The following is a 15794-nucleotide window of genomic DNA, read 5'->3' as shown; positions in this document are numbered from 1 at the left end:
TGACCGGACAACGATCAGCACCGATCACCAGTCACAAGACCTGAGGCTGTAGTACAAGGTCGTGGTGCCCTCGTTCGTGACGGCGGCGGCTTCGGGCCGGCGCAGCTTGTAGAACCAGTTGGGCACGGGCGGGCCGTCGCGTCGCAGGAGATAGGTGGCGTCCTGGAGGCGTCGGCACTCTTCGACGGGGATGTCGCCGGGACTGGCCTGGTACTTGTTCCACACGTCGTGGATGTCGTCTTCGACCTGACGGCGTTTGGTGGACTGCCGCCAATGGCTACGGGCGAGTTCGATGGTGTCGAGGAGCGCTGCTGCGCTGGGCAGGAAGAGCGCCACGAGGAAGTCGAGAAGGGTCATGTCGCGTACGAGCGCGAAGATGATGACCGCGAGAGTCCATGCGCCTCCGACGATCGTCAGGAAGGTGCCGTACGCGTGGTGATCCCGGCGGCTCCAGACGGCGCTCTGCCGCTGGCACAACAAGACGTCGCCGGGCCAGGGGGTGTCCCCCAGGTCGACGCTGTACCAGGCGAGATAGGGAGCGGAATCGGGTATGCGGCGGGCAGCCGAGGAGACGTCGTCGGGGACAGGTTGCCGGCCGACCAGAGCTTGGTTCCAGCACAGGTGAAAAAGCTTGGCGTCGTACAGCTCCTGGATGTTCACGGCGCGCAACGTGGCACTCTGCTCCAGGCCGGAGAGCACGGTCCGTCCGAGCACCAGCCATGCAGCGGCGATGGCCCCACGGGTGCCCGCGCTCGCGGCGAAGTAGACCGCGAAGAGGGGCGCGGTCAGAGCCAGGAGGACGTTGCCCCAGGTTCTGATGCGGCGCCACCACATCGCCGCCCGGTACAGGTGCGAGTAGGCCAGCAGCCTGTTGAGGTGCTCCGGCTGGTCCTGGCGTTCCTTGATCCGGCCGGAGGTGCCGGGGGGCACGGGGGGCTGCTGGCCGGTGGTCATGACTTGGTGAAGAGGGGGCCGAAGAGGAGCTGCCACGTCGCCAGCGCATCGCCGGTACGGCCCGCGCGTTCGAGTCGGAGCGCCTCTGTGCACGCGGCTTCTGCGGCTCGCAGCGCTGTCTGGGCGGCCTGGAGCTTCTCGGGCTGGCCGACGAACATGTCGGAGACGTCCGGGCCCAGGTGGGCCGGGTCCGGCCAGCGCTCCGTGACCGCGTTGACGGCGGTGGCGAAGAACTGGCGCAGTTCCCTGGGGTAGGGCCCGACCCAGTCACCCTTGATCAGCTCCAGGGCCATGACCTCGATGAGGAACGATGCCTCGATGGGGTGGCCGTGCTCGCGGTTCCACGTCTTGACCATCTTGACGAGGGGCTTCCACTGCTCGGAGAAGTCCTTGTTCGCCTGGGTCGCGAGGTCCGCATGGATCTTGGGGTTGGTGTGGATCCACTCGGCGAGTACGTCGTCGGGGATCAGGTAGTGATCGTCCTCGATGAAGGCGGGCACGACGTCGAAGGAAACCACGTCGCCGGTGAGGTCGTCGACCAGTTTCACGCCGAAGTCGACGCGTACGGCCCGCCGGTCGCAGCACACCCGGTCCTCGCCATAGATCGGTGCCAGGATCGCGCGTACGGCTTCGAGGACCTCGTGCGGGTGCTTGCCGAGGTAGGCCCTGTCGTTGAGCACGACCATGATGTCGACGTCCGCCAGCGGCTTGGTCTTGGTCGCCCGCCGGTAGGCGCCGGTGAGGAAGGTGTCGGCGACGTCGAGGGAGCTGTCGTCGAGTTGCTCGCGCATGCGCTGCTGACGGTTGCTGGCCCGGGCGGACTCCGTCGGCGTGATCTCCAGGTTGCCGCGGAACTTCTCGAAGGCCTCATTGACGTCCATCATGATCCTGTCCGGGCGTAGTAGGAGAGTCCGGTGCCCAGGCTGCCGCCGCCGATGGCGGTGCCGACCTCGTGGCGGGTGAATCCGGCCGTGGACCGCAGGCTGGTCGTGGACCATCCGGCGATGTCCGGACGGCCGGGCTCTGTGTCGGCGACGATGCGGTAGTCGCACCGGGAGGGAACGGCACCGGCCTTACGGACGGCGTAGGAGACGGTGTCCGGGTCGAGCCACAACTCGCCGTCGGCGTCCGGGTAGTAGCCGTAGTCGATGGCGAAGTCGAAGCGCCCGACGAGATCGTCACCGTAGCGCCGGCTCGGGTCGTGGATCTCCAGCACCAGGGAACGCAGGTGCCGGGAGGTGAGCCAGGCCTCGACCCCGCTCTCCAGAATTGGCCACTGGTTGGTCATCTTGGCCGGGTCGAGCCCGCTCTCCTTGACGATCCGCCGGAGGCCTCTGATGAGCCCGGTCGACACATGGGTGACGGCGTGCGCATGGGTGTTGACGTGGACGGCAGTGCTCACGACAGCTCCAACTCGTCGGTGTTGATGACGATCCGGGACGCGCGCGCGTGAGCCCGAGTGTCGTCAGGTACGTCGTCGTCGAGGGCGCGGACGCTGATCTGCGGGTGTCCGGCAAGGGCCGCGCGCTGTTCGTCGAGGTCGTCCTCGGCGCACGGCAGTGAAAGGTGCCAGCCGGGCTGGTCCAGGGGGCGCGACGACAGAGGGGTCTCGCTCTGCGCGGCGTCGAGGGCGTCACCGCCGTGCACCGTGCGGATCCTGATGCGCGGGCCCGTTGCAGGCAGGACCACGATGGCGGCGCTGCCGGTGTACTCCTCGGCGATGGTCACGGAGCCCGGTCCGGCAACCACGAGCAGGGCGGTACGGGCGGGGCCCGCATCCGGGGCGAGAAGGTCGACGATCGCCTGCCAGGTCTGGGACGAGGTGCGGTGGGGCACCGAGGCGATGCGGCGTGCGATGACACTCATGCCGTCTCCCGGGCGTGGTCGAGGGCGGCCAGGAGGTCCTGGACGGTTACACCGTTGGGGTCGCCCTTGGTCTCCGGCCGGTAGGCGCACGCGGCGGCGACCGCCTTGCGCAGACGCCGGCCGTCCAGGCCCTCGCCGCGCTCGGCGGCTGCGTCGAGGGCCCCGTCCGCGGTCAGCGCGTGGGCTCCGGGGAATGCGCGGGCGATCGCTGTGACGGTGTGCTCCAGGATCCAGCGCCGGGCCGTGCGGTCGGGGAGCGGCACCCGGATGACGTTGTCCGCGCGGGAGGCGAGAGCAGGGTCGATCGCGTCGGGAAAGTTGCTGGTGGCGAGGACGAAGACCTCGGTGTGGCGGCGGGCGAGCCGGTCGAGTCCGACGAGGGCCGCGTCCACGGCGCGATGTACGTCGATGGGGTTGGCGTCCATGGACAGGGCCGCGCGGTCGGTCAGGAGGGTCTCGACCTCGTCGACCAGCACCACCAGGGGCCCGGCGATCGCCATCTCCTCGATGACGGTGCCGAACAGGGTCTCCACGCTGCGCTGGCTGCGGCCCAGGGAGGCGCTGGCCAGAGCGTGGGGGTCGACCTCGATGAACATCCAGGGGGTGGGTGAGCCGAGAGTGCGGGCGATCTTGTCTGCGAGTCCGCGGGCGACGGTGGTCTTGCCGACCCCCGGGGCGCCCGTGAGCAGGGTGATGCCGTGCAGCGGCACAGCGTCGAAGGGGACGGCCTGGCGCAGGCGGATGCTGGCCACCGCGCCGCGGAGCATCCGCTCCTTCATGTCAGTGGGCAGTGCGATGCTCGACCAGGCTTCCCGGAACTCCTCGTCCGGCAGCAGTCGGGCATCCGCGATCCCCTGTGTCGCCTCATCGGGCAGGGAGCGGGGGAAGGCGTGCAGTTGTGCGGTTTCGCTCATCAGGCGGTCCTTTCCGGATCCACAGGGCGTGGCGAACAGAAGTGCACAGCGGTGCTGGGGGTCCGGAATGCAGCCAGAGAGACCAGCATTGACTCACACTGTACGACGTGTACCGATGGAGGTACAACCGAGTTCGGGGGCAGATAGCGGAGGGGTGGGATGATCAGTCACAGGTGATCGTCCTAGAGTCGCCACGCTACGGTGCGCTGAAAGACGCCCGGCGGAAGGAGGTGGCGGGAGTGGACGAGCCCATCGACATCGAGGCGCTTCAGACGCTTGTGCAGCAGCATCGCGCGCAGTTGGGACTGAGCCTGCGGGCGGCGGCGGAGCAGGCCGACGTGCCGTTCAACACCCTCGCCCGGGTGGAGAAGGGCCACTTGCCGGACCTCGCCAACTTCACCCGGCTCGTCGACTGGCTGGGTCTCTCTCCCGAGCGTTTCTTCCAGCCCCAGCGGCTCCGTACGGAGAGCACCCCGGACGTCATCGCATTCCATCTGTCGCGTGACCCCAACCTCACGGATGCCGCGGCCGAGAAGATCGCCGGGCTGGTCAAGGAGCTCTACGGGAGCCTGGCCGCCCGCGAGAGCGAGGTGAAGGTGCACCTGCGCGCGGCGTCTACGTTCACCCCGCAGGCCAGCCGCATGCTCGCCGACCTTCTCGCCACCATGCAGAACAAGCTGACGGCCTCCGACACGGGCGGCTCCACCCAGGAAAGGGGTTAAGGGTGCGCCGAGGGTTCAAGTCGGAAGCGGAACGGCTCGCGGACCGCGTACGCGCACAGCTCGGTCTGCGCTCCGACGCCCCACCGGACATCCGCCAGCTCGCCGCGCATCTGCGCGTCGAGGTGATCGACGCGCAGGAGCTGGTCGGCATGGACAGCCTACGAGAGCTCGAAAGCGTGCAGCCCGGCGCGTTTTCCGCCGCCACGTTCCATCTGCCGGGCGGCCGTACCGTCGCCGTCTACAACCCGTGCAACGAGCCCGCGCGCACGAAGAGCGACATCGCCCATGAGCTGGCCCACGTCCTGCTCGGCCACGAGGTACGTGAACTGCAGCAGATCGGCGGGCACGCGTTCTTCACGTGCGACCCCGGACAGGAGGAGGAAGCCAACTGGCTGGCCGGCTGTCTCCTACTGCCCCGTCAGCTTCTCCTCCGCCACGCGTACGGGGGAGCCGACGCCCAGACCCTCGCGGCCGAGGCCGGGGTCAGCGTGCCCATGGCCCGCTTCCGCCTCAACACCAGCGGCGTCCTGCTCCAAGCACGCCGCAGTCGGGGCACCCCCGGGAGTTAAAACACTCCTGACCAGATCTTCAGCGGCGTAGCTAGTGCTCTGACCGCATAGGTTCGCCGGGTCGGGAGTGGAGGGGTACCGGACAAGCGGTTCGAGGGATCGGGCGGCGTGTGCACTGTGCGTGAGAGCATCGCGCCGTGACCATCAACCTGCATGACTTCGACGGCGAGCACTCGCTGACGCTGGATGCCGGTGGCCTGGCCGCCGATGACGCAGTAGTTGCCGCCGGGCACGAGCCGAACGGGTACTTCTGGGAGGGTCTCGTGCTGTTTGCCTGGCCAGATATTGCCGAGCGCCTTGATTTCGACAGCGAGGCCGGCATGTTCTGTGCGGTCGGGAGTTCGAGCGACCTTGCGCGACTCCAAACGGTCGAGTCCGTCATCACAAACCCCGAGGTGGTCCGCGACATCATTGCCCGTGCGGAGACTGCGGGCTTCGAATTCGACGACTAATGCTGTGACCGCATGGCTTCGCAGGGTTGTTCAGGCCGCGGTGGCGAGGGGGCGTCCGCCCCAGCGGATGCCTTTCTCGCTGCGGATGCGGGCGCGTTCTTTGCGTTCGGCGGCCAGGACGTCTCGGTGGCGGGTGTTGGCGTTGCGCCAGCGCAGGTATGCGTGCAGGGCCCGGGTCTGCACGGGGTGGTTGGGGTGATGGGAGTTGGCGATGGTGAACTGCCTCAGCGGTCCGAAGTGCGCCTCGATCGGGTTCGCCCACGAGGCGTAGGTCGGGGTGAAGCACAGCTCGACCTTGTGTTTCTTCGCCCAGCGGCGGATGTCGGCGCCTTTGTGGGCGGACAGGTTGTCCAGGATGACGTAGATGGGGGCGCCGTCGGGCCGGTTGACGCGGATCGACTTCAGCGCGGCCAGCGTGTTCGCGGCGCCCTTCTTGCGGTGGTTGACGCCCCACAGGCGGTCGTCGCCGACCGAGTAGCAGCCGTGGAAGTAGCGCACCCCGTGAGTGCGGTGGTAGGTGGCCGGCACCCGGTCGGGGTGCTTTCGTCGGGCCCAGCCCGAGCCTGCGGTGGGCCGGATTCCGAGCGGGCCGAACTCATCGAAGGCGAACACCCGGTCCGGGAAGCGGTGAAGGACCTCCTCGATCCGGTCCAGCTTCGTCTCGCGGTCGGGGTCGGGGGATTCCTTCCATGTCTTGGTGCGCTGGAAGGTGACGCCGCGGCGGGCGAGCAGGCCACGTAACGCTTCGCGGCCGATGCGGATGATCCGGCCGTGGACTTTGCGCAGATAGGCGACGAGTTTGCGTAGCGACCAGCGGGTGAAGGGCTGGCCGAGTTTGGCGGGGCGGGTGGTGGCCGTCTGGATGACGAAGTCCTCGTCCTCAGAGCTGAGTTGGCGGGGACGGCCTCCCGCCCACCGAGGGTCCAGACATGCCAGGCCGATCTCGTTGAACCGGTGGATCACATCGCGGACGGTGTCCTCGTCGGCCTGCACCAGCTGGGCGATCACCGGCACCCGGTTCCCGCCGGCCGAGGCCAGCAGCATCATCGCGCGCCGGTAACGCACCGAACTGGTGCTGCCCCGACGCACGATCTGCTGCAGCTTCTGCCCCTCCTGGTCGGTCAGTCTGCGCACACGGACAGGCTCGGCCACCGCACCTCCAGCAGTCGGATCGCGTCACCCCACATCCAACCGCCACAACCACCGACCCGGCGAACCTAATCCGTAGTTAAGGGCGTCCCGATGGAGCGGAAGCTTCTGGGGATGCTCGAGTAGAGGGCTGCTATGCCTGCGGCGAACCGGGTCTGCTGAGACCTCCGCATAGAGCGGCGCGCGGTTCTCGTACTCATGGTGGTGGCAGCTGCGTGGGCGTCGGACGGACGCCTATTGGTTCCCTGGCCTCGATGCCCAAGGATAGATCGGCGGCGCCGGCGCCCGTGCACCTGTCACCGTCCAGCCGGTGTTGGCGCCCGCTGGTGCTGGACGGACGTTTGACGTCCCTCCTGGCACGCGAGGCCTACCGAAAGATCGGCGCCGTCCAGCGCCGCCGGGCGTCAACACCTTCCGATAGACCACTCGTTGGTGTTGGTGGTGCGAGCCCGCTCCACGGTGACCTCTTGTGAAGCCCGAGCCGTCCGAGCTCCCGCAGAGACCGAGGCCCGTGGGACGAGCTGGTGCCGCGAACAGCTACTGAGGTGGCGGACCGGCCAGAGGGGCTGAGTCCTGGGATTAGGTCGCTGCGTGGCCCGCATGAGCTCGTGAGCAGCAGGAACAGTACGACGGAGGGGAAAGACTTGATCTACTGCGGCATCGACTGGGCCGAACGCACGCACGACGTCGCCCTGGTCGACGACAGCGGCCAGTTACTGGCCAAACGGCACATCACCGACGACGCGGCCGGCTACAAGATCCTGCTGGACCTACTCGCCGAATACGGCGACACCGAGGAGAACCCGATCCCGGTCGCGATCGAGACCTCCCGCGGCCTGCTCGTCGCAGTGCTACGGACGGGCGAGCGGCAAGTCTTCGCCATCAACCCGATGGCCGCCGCCCGCTATCGCGACCGGCACAGCGTCTCGCGCAAGAAGTCCGACCCCGGGGACGCTCTGGTCCTGGCCAACATCCTGCGCACCGACATGCACGCCCACCGGCCGCTGCCGCAGGACAGCGACCTGGCCTGCGCCCTCGCCGTCCTTGCCAGAGCTCAGCAGGACGCCACGTGGAACCGGCAGCAGATCTCCAACCAGCTCCGCTCCCTGTTGCGCGAGTACTATCCGTCCGCCCTGGCCGCCTTCGAGCCCTGGAAGAACGGTCTGTGCCGCCGGGAAGCGCACGAACTCCTCAAGGCGGCACCGACACCGGCACGGGCCTCGCGGCTGACACGCACGCAGCTTCAGGCCGCACTCAAGCGCGCCGGCCGCCAACGCGGCATCGAAGCCGAGGCCGAACGGCTCCGGGACGTCTTCCGCGCCGACTGGGCCCACCAGCCACCGCTGGTCGAGGACGCGCTCGGCAAACAGATGCTCGCGCTCCTGGTCCAGCTGGAGGCCGCCTGCACCGCGGCCGACAATCTGGCCGAGGCGGTGGAGGAAGCTTTCCCCCAGCACCCGGACGCTGAGATCATCCTCAGCTTCCCTGGACTCGGCATCCAGCTCGGTGCCCGGGTGCTCGCCGAGATCGGAGACGACCGCAACCGCTTCGCCGACGCCCGCGGCCTGAAGGCATACGCCGGCGCCTCACCCATCACCAGGGCCTCTGGCAAGAAGTCGAACATCACTCGCCGGTGGGTCAAGAACGATCGCCTCAACCACGCCGGCTACCTCTGGGCCTTCAGCGCCATCACTGCCTCACCAGGCGCCAAGACCCACTACCGCAGGCGCCGCGACGGCCACGGAGACTGGCACGCAGCCGCCCAGAGGAACCTCTTCAACCGCATGCTCGGCCAGCTCTACCACTGCCTTCAGCACCGCAAGCTGTTCGACGAACACACCGCCTTCCCCGTCGAACTCGCCGCCGCAGCTTGACGCGTTGAGCGCCTGAGGTGTCTATGCGGACAGAGCACTAGCGACATGGGCCAGAGGAACGCAAATGCTCGCGGGGCCACGCGGTAATCCGGGACGAAGGCCAAGCACCGGGCAGTCGGATGCGAGACGATCGAGCCCAACGCTAAGCCCGGAATCATCCTCAAAACCCGCGCCTGCAACGGCTACGCCCAGCCGCTTCAGGTTCACGTGGCAGCAGGGTCAGTGCCCCTCCAGCAGGGTCGGTATCGGCGCTGGTCGGTGGCAGTGGCCAGTAGCTGCGTGAACTCTTGGCCCCAGCGTGCGATTGTCGCGGCGCCGAAAAGGTCTGTGGAGTACTCGAACGTCACGGCGATGCTCCCGTCCTAGGGCACGAGGACGACGTACAGCTCGCTGTGGGCGACTCCGCCGATGGGCAGACTCCGGATGGTGGTGGAGACTCCACTCAGTTCGAGGGCCGGTGGCGGGGTGGTGACCACGGTGAACAGAATGGTGGGGCAGAGCCTGTCCGCCTCCTCGGGCGCCAGCAGACGGACGACCTCGTCCAGAGTCAATGCCTGATGATCGAGGGCATAGATGAGGGTCGTCCGAAACTGGTGACGAGGTCAGCGAGGGTGGTGACTTGGGAGAGGCGTGCGCGCAACAGAGCACAATGCCTGACCGTCTCGAACTCGCGGCACCTGGCGGCCGGGGACCGGGCCACCACTTCGGTCCCCTGGGCGAGGAGTGTGGCGTCCGGCAGGTCACCGTACGCCTCCTCGCTCTGGACACCGGGCGGCAGGAGATCCCCGATCACCACCGGTTGCTGTCGATCTCCGCCATCACGGCCTCCACAGTCGCCAGGGTGGGCGCATGGTTGATCATTTCGAAGTGGTCGACAGGCACCGCGTACTGCTGGTAGTCCGGCAGGCCGAGGTCCGGCCAGTCGGTCACCGGGTGGGCGGTGCGGGCGATGTCTGCCGGGTCGTCCCGGTCATCGGTGGAGAAGAGCCGGACCGGGAAATCCACGGGCTCCGGAACGTACCCGGAGATCGCGGCGCCGACCGAGCCGAAGACTCGCACTCGGGCGTCGAACTCGGCATGGTCCTCGCCCGTCGCCAGTTCCTGGAAGACGGCCTCGACTCCACGCCCGGCGGTCTCGGCCGCGAGGCTCGCCTCGGCGACGAGCTGCTCCAGCTTCTCCCGCATGCCCTCCTCGACGGTGAGCGGCGGGCAGTAGAGGGAGGTGTTGAGCAGCAGCAGCGAGCTGATCTCCCAGCCCCGGTCGTGCAGCGCTTGGGCGAGCTCGTAGGCGAGGATGCCGCCCACGCAGTAGCCCGCGAGGTGGAGGCGACGGGGCGCCTCCGAGGCCTCCAGCACCTCGACGAAGTCCGCCACCACCTCAATCAGTGAGCTGCTCGGGGGCCCGTCCTGCGGGCTCAGGCCCAGGGCCTGGAGGCCGTGGACGGGCCGGTCGACCGGGTCGCCGCCAAAGCGGTGCAGGCCGACCACGCCGCCGCTGGCGGCCGGGACAAGCAGCAGCGGTGTTCCGGTGCCGGTCGCGTTCAGGGTGACGAACCGTCCGTTGACAGCGGGGGCGTCGCCCCGGAGCCAGGAGCTGATGCCCTGGAAGGTCCTCAGCTCAAAGATCCGTTGCAGCGGGACCTTGACGTTGGAGGCACCCCGCAGGGCGGTGGCCAGCCGGGCGGCTTTCAGGGAGGTGCCACCCAAGGCGAAGAAGTCCGCGTCCAGGGCGGCCGGAGGGCTGCCGAGGATGCGCGACCACTGGGCCGCCACCACGGCGTCGATCGCGTCACGTTCTACAAATTCAGGCAGCACGAGGCTTCCTTCTCCACGGTGGTCAGAAATTCGGCGAGCATCGACTTCACCGTGGGCGAGCAGAACAGCTCGGCCGGAGCCAGGTCGGTCCGGTGGACCTCCCCGGGGCCCGCCCAGCGGAAGTCCACGCTCAGCAGGACGTGGGCCGGGTCCAGCGGTGACTCCAGCGGTGCAGCGGCGGCGAAGGTGAAGCTCAGCCAGGCCCGCTGCCCCTCGGTGAGTTCGACCAGGATCTCCTCGTCGAGTTCGGGGGAGGCCCCCGTCACCACCGATAGCAGGAAGGCGCTGGCCTGCTCCAGTGCGGCCCCCGCCGGAAGCCCGGTGATGTCGGGCACCTCGACCGACTCGTCCATGGTCAGGGCGATTTCCGCCAGCAGTTCCTGCGCCGTCCCGGGCCCCGGGACGGCGGGGTCGAAGAGGACGAGTGGGATGCCCGGCGTCGGCAGGGCCCGCACCAGCGCCGAGGCCAGGCCGACGGCTGAACAGTGGGCGAGCACGGCGACCGGCGGCGGCCCGGCAGCGGTGATCCGGTCTGTCCAGTAGGCGGCTTGCTCGGCCGTGCTGGGGACATGGTCGGCCAGGTTCGGGTAGCGCAGCGGGTCGACCCTAAGGCGTCTGTGGGCCGACTCGTCGGGGAGAATGTCGTCGTACGACCTGGGCGGTATCTCGTTGCCGAACTCGATGACCACGATGGGACGTTGGGTCTGTTCAATCTGCTCGGTCACCATCAATGTGCTCTCCTTACGGCTTCGTCGACCTTGGCGGAGAAGTCCGCGAGGACGGGGTGGCTGAAGATGGTCTGCAGCCCGATCTTGATCCCGAACTGCTCCCGCGTCCGGGAGACCGCCCGGGCGGCGATCAGCGAGTGACCGCCCGTCTCGAAGAAGCTGTCACGGGGGCCGGGCAGGTTTCCGGTCAGCTCCGACCAGATCTCCGCGATCCGCTCTTCGGTGGTGCGGGGCTCAGCGCTTTCGGCCGCCAGCGTTGACTCAACTCGACTAGCCAGCAGGGAAGTTCGGTCGATCTTGCCGTTCGGGGTGAGCGGCATCGCGTCGAGCCGGTGCAACGCGGCCGGGAGCATGTACGTCGGCAGCCGTTCGGTCAGCGCCGAGCGGATCGTCCGCGCCTCGGCGGTGCCGCAATAGAAAGCGCGTAGTGAGCCGCCGTCGGGGTCGGGCACGTGGACGACGGCCGTCAGGTCGACACCTGGCACAGCGAGGATCTCCTGCTCAACCTCGGCCAGCTCCACCCGGTGACCCCGGATGCTCACTTGGGCGTCGCGGCGTTCCACGAACTCCAGCTCTCCAGCCGGCGTCCAGCGGCAGATGTCACCGGAGGCGTACCAGCGACCGTCGCCATCGCCGGGGAGGAACCTGCGGGCGGTCAGCTCCGGGTCGTTCCGATAGCCCAAGGCCAGGATGCTGCCCCCGATGAGCAGTTCACCGGGGACGCCCGGTTCGGTGACCACGGCGCCGTCGACGTCCACCAACCTGGCCTGCCCGCCGGTGATCGGGCGGCCGATCACCGGAGCGGCCTCGGCGCGGTGGATGCGCAGGTCGCCGCTGGCGGTGGTCACCACGGTGGCCTCGGTCGGGCCATAGTGGTTGAACACGGCGGCCGGGAAGGCCTCCGGCGGGTACACCCGCAGGCGATCACCCCCAGTCAGCAGGACCGCCAGGCTCGCGGGCGGGCTCGGGTAGGTGAACAGCTGCTCGGCGAGCGGAGTGCTCAGGAAGCAGTGCGTGATGGCACTACCCTCGATGAACTCGGCGATCGCCGCACTGTCGACCAGGACCCGCTCGGTCGGCAGCACCAGCGTCGCGCCCCCCGCGAGCGCGGCCCAGGTCTCCCACACCGTCGCGTCGAAGCCCAGCCCGGCGAGCGCCCCGACCCGTACAGCCGGCCGAATGCCGTACGCGGCGCCGTGCCACTCCACCAGGTTCGCCAGGCTGGCATGCCCGACCTCGACACCCTTGGGTGCCCCCGTGGAACCCGACGTATAGATCACGTAGGCAGCCGGTCGCACTGTCGAAAGGCGTGGAGAACTGCGCGCGTAACACCGCACCTTCGCAGAGCCCTGCCGGGATGCCCTCTCAAGCACGGCGAAAGGCTGAGCGTCCCGCAGGATCGATGCGATCCGGCCCTCCGGCAGGGCTGGGTCCAGCGGCAGGTACGCGGCACCTGCGAGCCAGCAGCCCAGCTGCGCTGCGATACCCGCGATGCCCCGATCGAAGCGCAGGCCGACCAGGCAGGCGCTCTGGAAGCCCTCGATGCCCCGAAGCTGATCCGCCACCACTTCGGCGGCGTCCCAGAGTTGCCGGTACGTCAGTCTTTCCACGCCGCACTCGACCGCAGTCGTGTCCGGATGCGAGTCGACGATCCCCTGGAGCAGACGAACCACAGCCTGCTCGTTCAAAGTGTCCTGCATGAAAGTTCCCTCCTATTCCCGACCAGCACTGCCTGGTAGACCCGGGCCACCCGCTCCACCACGTCTCGCCCGACCCTGTGCCCCTGGTGGCTGAGGTCTACCCGCAGGCCTCCGGAGGGCAACGGCCAGATCTCGCAGACCAGTTCGTTTATCGCTGATTCGCTCGCCAGTGGGTACGGCTCGGCCGTGCATCCCGGCAGCTCAAGCGGGGTGACCTCGTTGCCCTGGTACGCGAACAGCGTCTGGTAGAGCGGGTTGCGGCCGGTCCGGGGCGGTCGGAGTTCCCGGACAACGTCGGCGAACCGTATGCCCTGGTGGGCGAAGGCTGCCTCCACTACCGGACGGACAGCGTCGAGGGCCTCCTTGGGCGTCCCGCAGCCGTCCAGCGTGGGCAGGCGCAGGCAGAGCGTGTCCACCAGGCAGGAGACCGCCCGGACCGCCTCCTGGCCGAAGCGCCGGGCCAGCGGGACTCCGATCCCGAAGTCCTGCTGGCCCAGCACCTGCGTCAGCGCGGCGCCGTAGCAGGCCAGCAGTGGCAGGAAGACCGTGCCGCCGACGCCCTGGGCCAGCTCCCGGAGAGCCGCAACGGTGTCCGCCTCGATGGTGAAGCTGAGCGGGCGTTCAGTCTCGTCCAGTGGCGGCGGGAAGTCGAGATCAGGCAGACCGGCCAAAGCCGAGGTCCAGTACCGCAACTGCGCCACCTCCTCGTCCGGGCTGCGCAGGGCGTCGGCCTCCTCTGCCAGCCGGCGCAGACCTGGGGCCGTCTCCGCGAACTCCGGTGCCAAGCCGCAGGATCGGGCCTGGTACGCGTGTTTCAGATCGGCGATCAGGAGGCCCTGGGACCAGCCGTCGAAGGACACGTGGTGCACGGCCAGCCCGAGCAGCCCGGGTTCGCCGTACACACAGCGCCAGACCTCGCCGTCCTCGATCCGCAGTGGTCGACGCAACGCCGTGTCGAAGTCCGCTGCGGTGACTGTCTCCAGCCGGATGCCGTCGAGCGGTCCGGGCAGCACCGCGACCGGGTCGTCGTCGACGCGGTAGGCCGCCCGCAGACCCTCATGCCGGTGGTGCACGTCGTTCAACGCTGCTTCCAGTAGCGGGAGTTCGAGTGCCCCCTCGATAGTCCAGGCCGCGTGGCAGATGGCCGTCGGGTTGTCGGGGTCCATCTCGTGCAGCAGGCAGAAGCCCGCCTGGATTCCGTCCAGCACGATCCGGTCCGGCTGACCGGTGTTCACGGCCGAGTGGCACTCCGGCAGGGTGGAGGCCGACTCGGCGACGGCCAGCAGGCCGTTGAGGGTGGGGGTGCGCATGAACGCGGAGGCGGAGATCTGGAGGCCCGTACGGGCAACCACGCGTGTGCAGAGCCGCAGGACGTCCAACGAGGTCCCGCCCAGGCTCGCGAACGGGACGTCCGGCGCGGCCTCCCGCCCCAGTATCCGGGTGAACTCCTCGACCACGATGTCCCGGTGGCTACCGTGCGCCGACTCCACCTGAACAGGAGCCCGGGAGACGGTGGCGAGCAGCACCTGGGTATCGACCTTGCCGTTGGGGGTGAGGGGGATCGCCGCCAGCTCCCGCAGCTCGGCGGGCATGCAATGGGCGGGCAGGGCGGTGGCGAGCTGCGCCCGGATCTCCTCCTCCGCCAGGGACTCGATGCCGGTGCGCTGGACGTAGAACAGCGCCATCCGGGAGAGGGCGCCGTCCTCGTCGTGGACGGGGACGGCGACCGCGCGCTCCACCGACGGCAGGGCGAGGCAGGCGTTCTCGATCTCCAGGGGTTCGATCCGGTAGCCCCGGATCTTCACCTGACGGTCGATCCGCCCCCGGTAGTGCAGGACACCGTCCGGTGTCTGAACGCCCAGATCGCCCGTCCGGTAGACCCGGGTCGGCACGCCGTCCAGCTCGACGGTGACGAAGCGGGCGGCGGTCTCCGCCGGGTTGCCCAGGTACTCGTTGGCCAGGCCTGCTCCGGCGACGCAGATCTCGCCGGTCTCCCCCGCGCGGCAGCGTGTGTCCCCGTCCAGCAGGTGGACCTCGGTCCGGGGGACGACCCGGCCGATCGGGACGCCGTCCGGTCGGTCGGTGTCGGCGAGGGTGACCGGATGGGTGGTCGCGAAGACGCACGCCTCGGCCGGGCCGTACCCGTTGAGCAGCAGGACGGACGGGTGACGGCGGAGGAACTTGCGGATGTGGTGCTGCGAGACCCGCTCACCGCCGATGAGCAGCTGACGCAGCCCGTCGAAGCAGGCAAGGTCCTCGTCCACGAACATGTTGAAGAGGGAGGAGGTCAGCCACATGCTGTCGACCCCCTGCTCCCGCACCAGCGCAGCCAGGCCGGCGGGCAACAGGTACTCGTCCGTCATCAGCGCCACCGTCCCACCGCTGACCAGCGGTCCCACGACCTCCAGGGTCATGACGTCCCAGTACAGGGAGTTCACCCCCGCCATGGTGTGTCCAGCACCGAGGTCGGCGAAGGAGTCGGGCTGGAAGAGCCGGACCGCCGCCCGGTGCGGGGAGACCACACCCTTCGGCGTACCGGTGCTGCCGGAGGTGAAGAAGACGGCTGCCGCCGCGTCGCTGTCGCAGACGACGCCGGGGGCCCGACGCCCGCGCCGTACCGCGTCGCCGATCGAGGAGTGCGCGCCGGGCCAGTGCGGCACCCCGAGGTTGAGGGGGGCTTCCGCCGCCAGCACCGGGGGTTCCAGCTGCTCGATGATCGAGTGCAGTCGGTTCTCGGGCCAGCTCGGGTCGAGCGCAGCGTACGCGGCCCCGCACTTGAGGATGCCGAGGATGACGGCGACAAACCGAGGCGTACGCGACATCAGCACCGGGATGCGCGAACCTGAGCCGACGCCCGCCGCGTGGAGATCGGCGGCGTGGTCGTCACTGGCCAGGTGCAGCTCCCGGTAGGTCACCTGGACGTCACCGTGGCGCACCGCGATCCGCTCGGGGTGGTGCTGGGCGTGCCAGGCCACCGACTCGTGGATCAGCCGGCCGTGGGTGAACTCCGGTACCTCGGGCGTAACTTGCGTCATCCCAACTCTCAATTCT

General features: G+C 68.8%; 15 protein-coding genes. 4 read left to right on the top strand and 11 right to left on the bottom strand.

All coding sequences use genetic code 11. The features are described 5' to 3' along the window. Nucleotides 1–24 precede the first annotated feature (24 nt). Genes RB628_RS28380 through RB628_RS28360 form a run of 5 tightly spaced genes read right to left on the bottom strand, consistent with a single transcriptional unit; the run spans nt 25 to nt 3734 of the window. Nucleotides 25–954 (bottom strand): S-4TM family putative pore-forming effector, encoded by a 930-nt coding sequence (locus RB628_RS28380; protein ID WP_318323367.1) that lies wholly within the window; start codon nt 952–954, stop codon nt 25–27. Next, the gene (locus tag RB628_RS28375; RefSeq protein WP_318323366.1) at nt 951–1838 is read right to left on the bottom strand and encodes a CBASS oligonucleotide cyclase; all 888 of its coding nucleotides are present in this window, start codon (nt 1836–1838) and stop codon (nt 951–953) included. Before RB628_RS28375 ends, RB628_RS28380 begins: the two co-directional genes overlap by 4 nt. After that, a complete protein-coding gene (locus RB628_RS28370) occupies nt 1835–2356 on the bottom strand; it encodes a hypothetical protein (RefSeq protein WP_318323365.1) in 522 nt (173 codons plus the stop codon). Before RB628_RS28370 ends, RB628_RS28375 begins: the two co-directional genes overlap by 4 nt. Further along, on the bottom strand, nt 2353–2820 hold the full coding sequence (locus tag RB628_RS28365) for a hypothetical protein (protein ID WP_318323364.1): 468 nt from the start codon (nt 2818–2820) through the stop codon (nt 2353–2355). The genes RB628_RS28370 and RB628_RS28365 overlap by 4 nt, the downstream gene beginning before the upstream one ends. Continuing rightward, nucleotides 2817–3734, bottom strand: a complete 918-nt coding sequence (locus RB628_RS28360) for an AAA family ATPase (protein WP_318323363.1) — start codon at nt 3732–3734, stop codon at nt 2817–2819. The genes RB628_RS28365 and RB628_RS28360 overlap by 4 nt, the downstream gene beginning before the upstream one ends. 239 nt (nt 3735–3973) lie before the next feature. Here RB628_RS28360 and RB628_RS28355 point away from each other — a divergent pair, with 239 nt between their 5' ends. From RB628_RS28355 to RB628_RS28345, 3 genes are all read left to right on the top strand, one after another. Next, complete coding sequence (locus RB628_RS28355; RefSeq protein ID WP_318323362.1) at nt 3974–4456, top strand: helix-turn-helix transcriptional regulator; 483 nt, start codon at nt 3974–3976, stop codon at nt 4454–4456. A 2-nt stretch (nt 4457–4458) separates the two neighbouring features. Then, the gene (locus RB628_RS28350; protein WP_318323361.1) at nt 4459–5025 is read left to right on the top strand and encodes an ImmA/IrrE family metallo-endopeptidase; all 567 of its coding nucleotides are present in this window, start codon (nt 4459–4461) and stop codon (nt 5023–5025) included. 137 nt (nt 5026–5162) lie between these two features. Next, the gene (locus RB628_RS28345) at nt 5163–5477 is read left to right on the top strand and encodes an Imm51 family immunity protein (RefSeq protein WP_318323360.1); all 315 of its coding nucleotides are present in this window, start codon (nt 5163–5165) and stop codon (nt 5475–5477) included. 30 nt (nt 5478–5507) lie between these two features. Here RB628_RS28345 and RB628_RS28340 read toward each other — a convergent pair whose 3' ends face one another. After that, nucleotides 5508–6629 (bottom strand): IS630 family transposase, encoded by a 1122-nt coding sequence (locus tag RB628_RS28340; protein ID WP_318323359.1) that lies wholly within the window; start codon nt 6627–6629, stop codon nt 5508–5510. A 641-nt stretch (nt 6630–7270) separates the two neighbouring features. Between RB628_RS28340 and RB628_RS28335 the strand changes: the two genes are divergently transcribed. Next, entirely contained in the window at nt 7271–8500 is a 1230-nt protein-coding gene (locus RB628_RS28335; protein WP_318323370.1) for an IS110 family transposase, read from the top strand. A 362-nt stretch (nt 8501–8862) separates the two neighbouring features. Here the strand turns inward: RB628_RS28335 and RB628_RS28330 are convergent, their stop codons facing one another. The 5 genes from RB628_RS28330 to RB628_RS28310 all read right to left on the bottom strand — a co-directional run bounded on the left by RB628_RS28330 (nt 8863) and on the right by RB628_RS28310 (nt 15778). Next, nucleotides 8863–9051, bottom strand: coding sequence for a hypothetical protein (locus RB628_RS28330; RefSeq protein WP_318323358.1), 189 nt, complete (start codon nt 9049–9051; stop codon nt 8863–8865). A 238-nt stretch (nt 9052–9289) separates the two neighbouring features. After that, nucleotides 9290–10315 carry a phosphopantetheine-binding protein gene (locus RB628_RS28325; RefSeq protein WP_318323357.1) on the bottom strand — a complete coding sequence of 342 codons (1026 nt, stop codon included), beginning with the start codon at nt 10313–10315 and terminating at the stop codon, nt 9290–9292. After that, entirely contained in the window at nt 10297–11043 is a 747-nt protein-coding gene (locus RB628_RS28320) for a hypothetical protein (RefSeq protein ID WP_318323356.1), read from the bottom strand. Before RB628_RS28320 ends, RB628_RS28325 begins: the two co-directional genes overlap by 19 nt. Then, the gene (locus RB628_RS28315; protein ID WP_318323355.1) at nt 11043–12743 is read right to left on the bottom strand and encodes a non-ribosomal peptide synthetase; all 1701 of its coding nucleotides are present in this window, start codon (nt 12741–12743) and stop codon (nt 11043–11045) included. Before RB628_RS28315 ends, RB628_RS28320 begins: the two co-directional genes overlap by 1 nt. After that, the gene (locus RB628_RS28310) at nt 12728–15778 is read right to left on the bottom strand and encodes an amino acid adenylation domain-containing protein (protein WP_318323354.1); all 3051 of its coding nucleotides are present in this window, start codon (nt 15776–15778) and stop codon (nt 12728–12730) included. The genes RB628_RS28315 and RB628_RS28310 overlap by 16 nt, the downstream gene beginning before the upstream one ends. Between the last annotated feature and the right edge of the window lie 16 nt (nt 15779–15794).

Source organism: Streptomyces sp. ADMS, from assembly GCF_033441795.1.
GTDB lineage: Bacteria > Actinomycetota > Actinomycetes > Streptomycetales > Streptomycetaceae > Streptomyces.
This window is presented reverse-complemented; position numbering and strand designations above follow the sequence as displayed.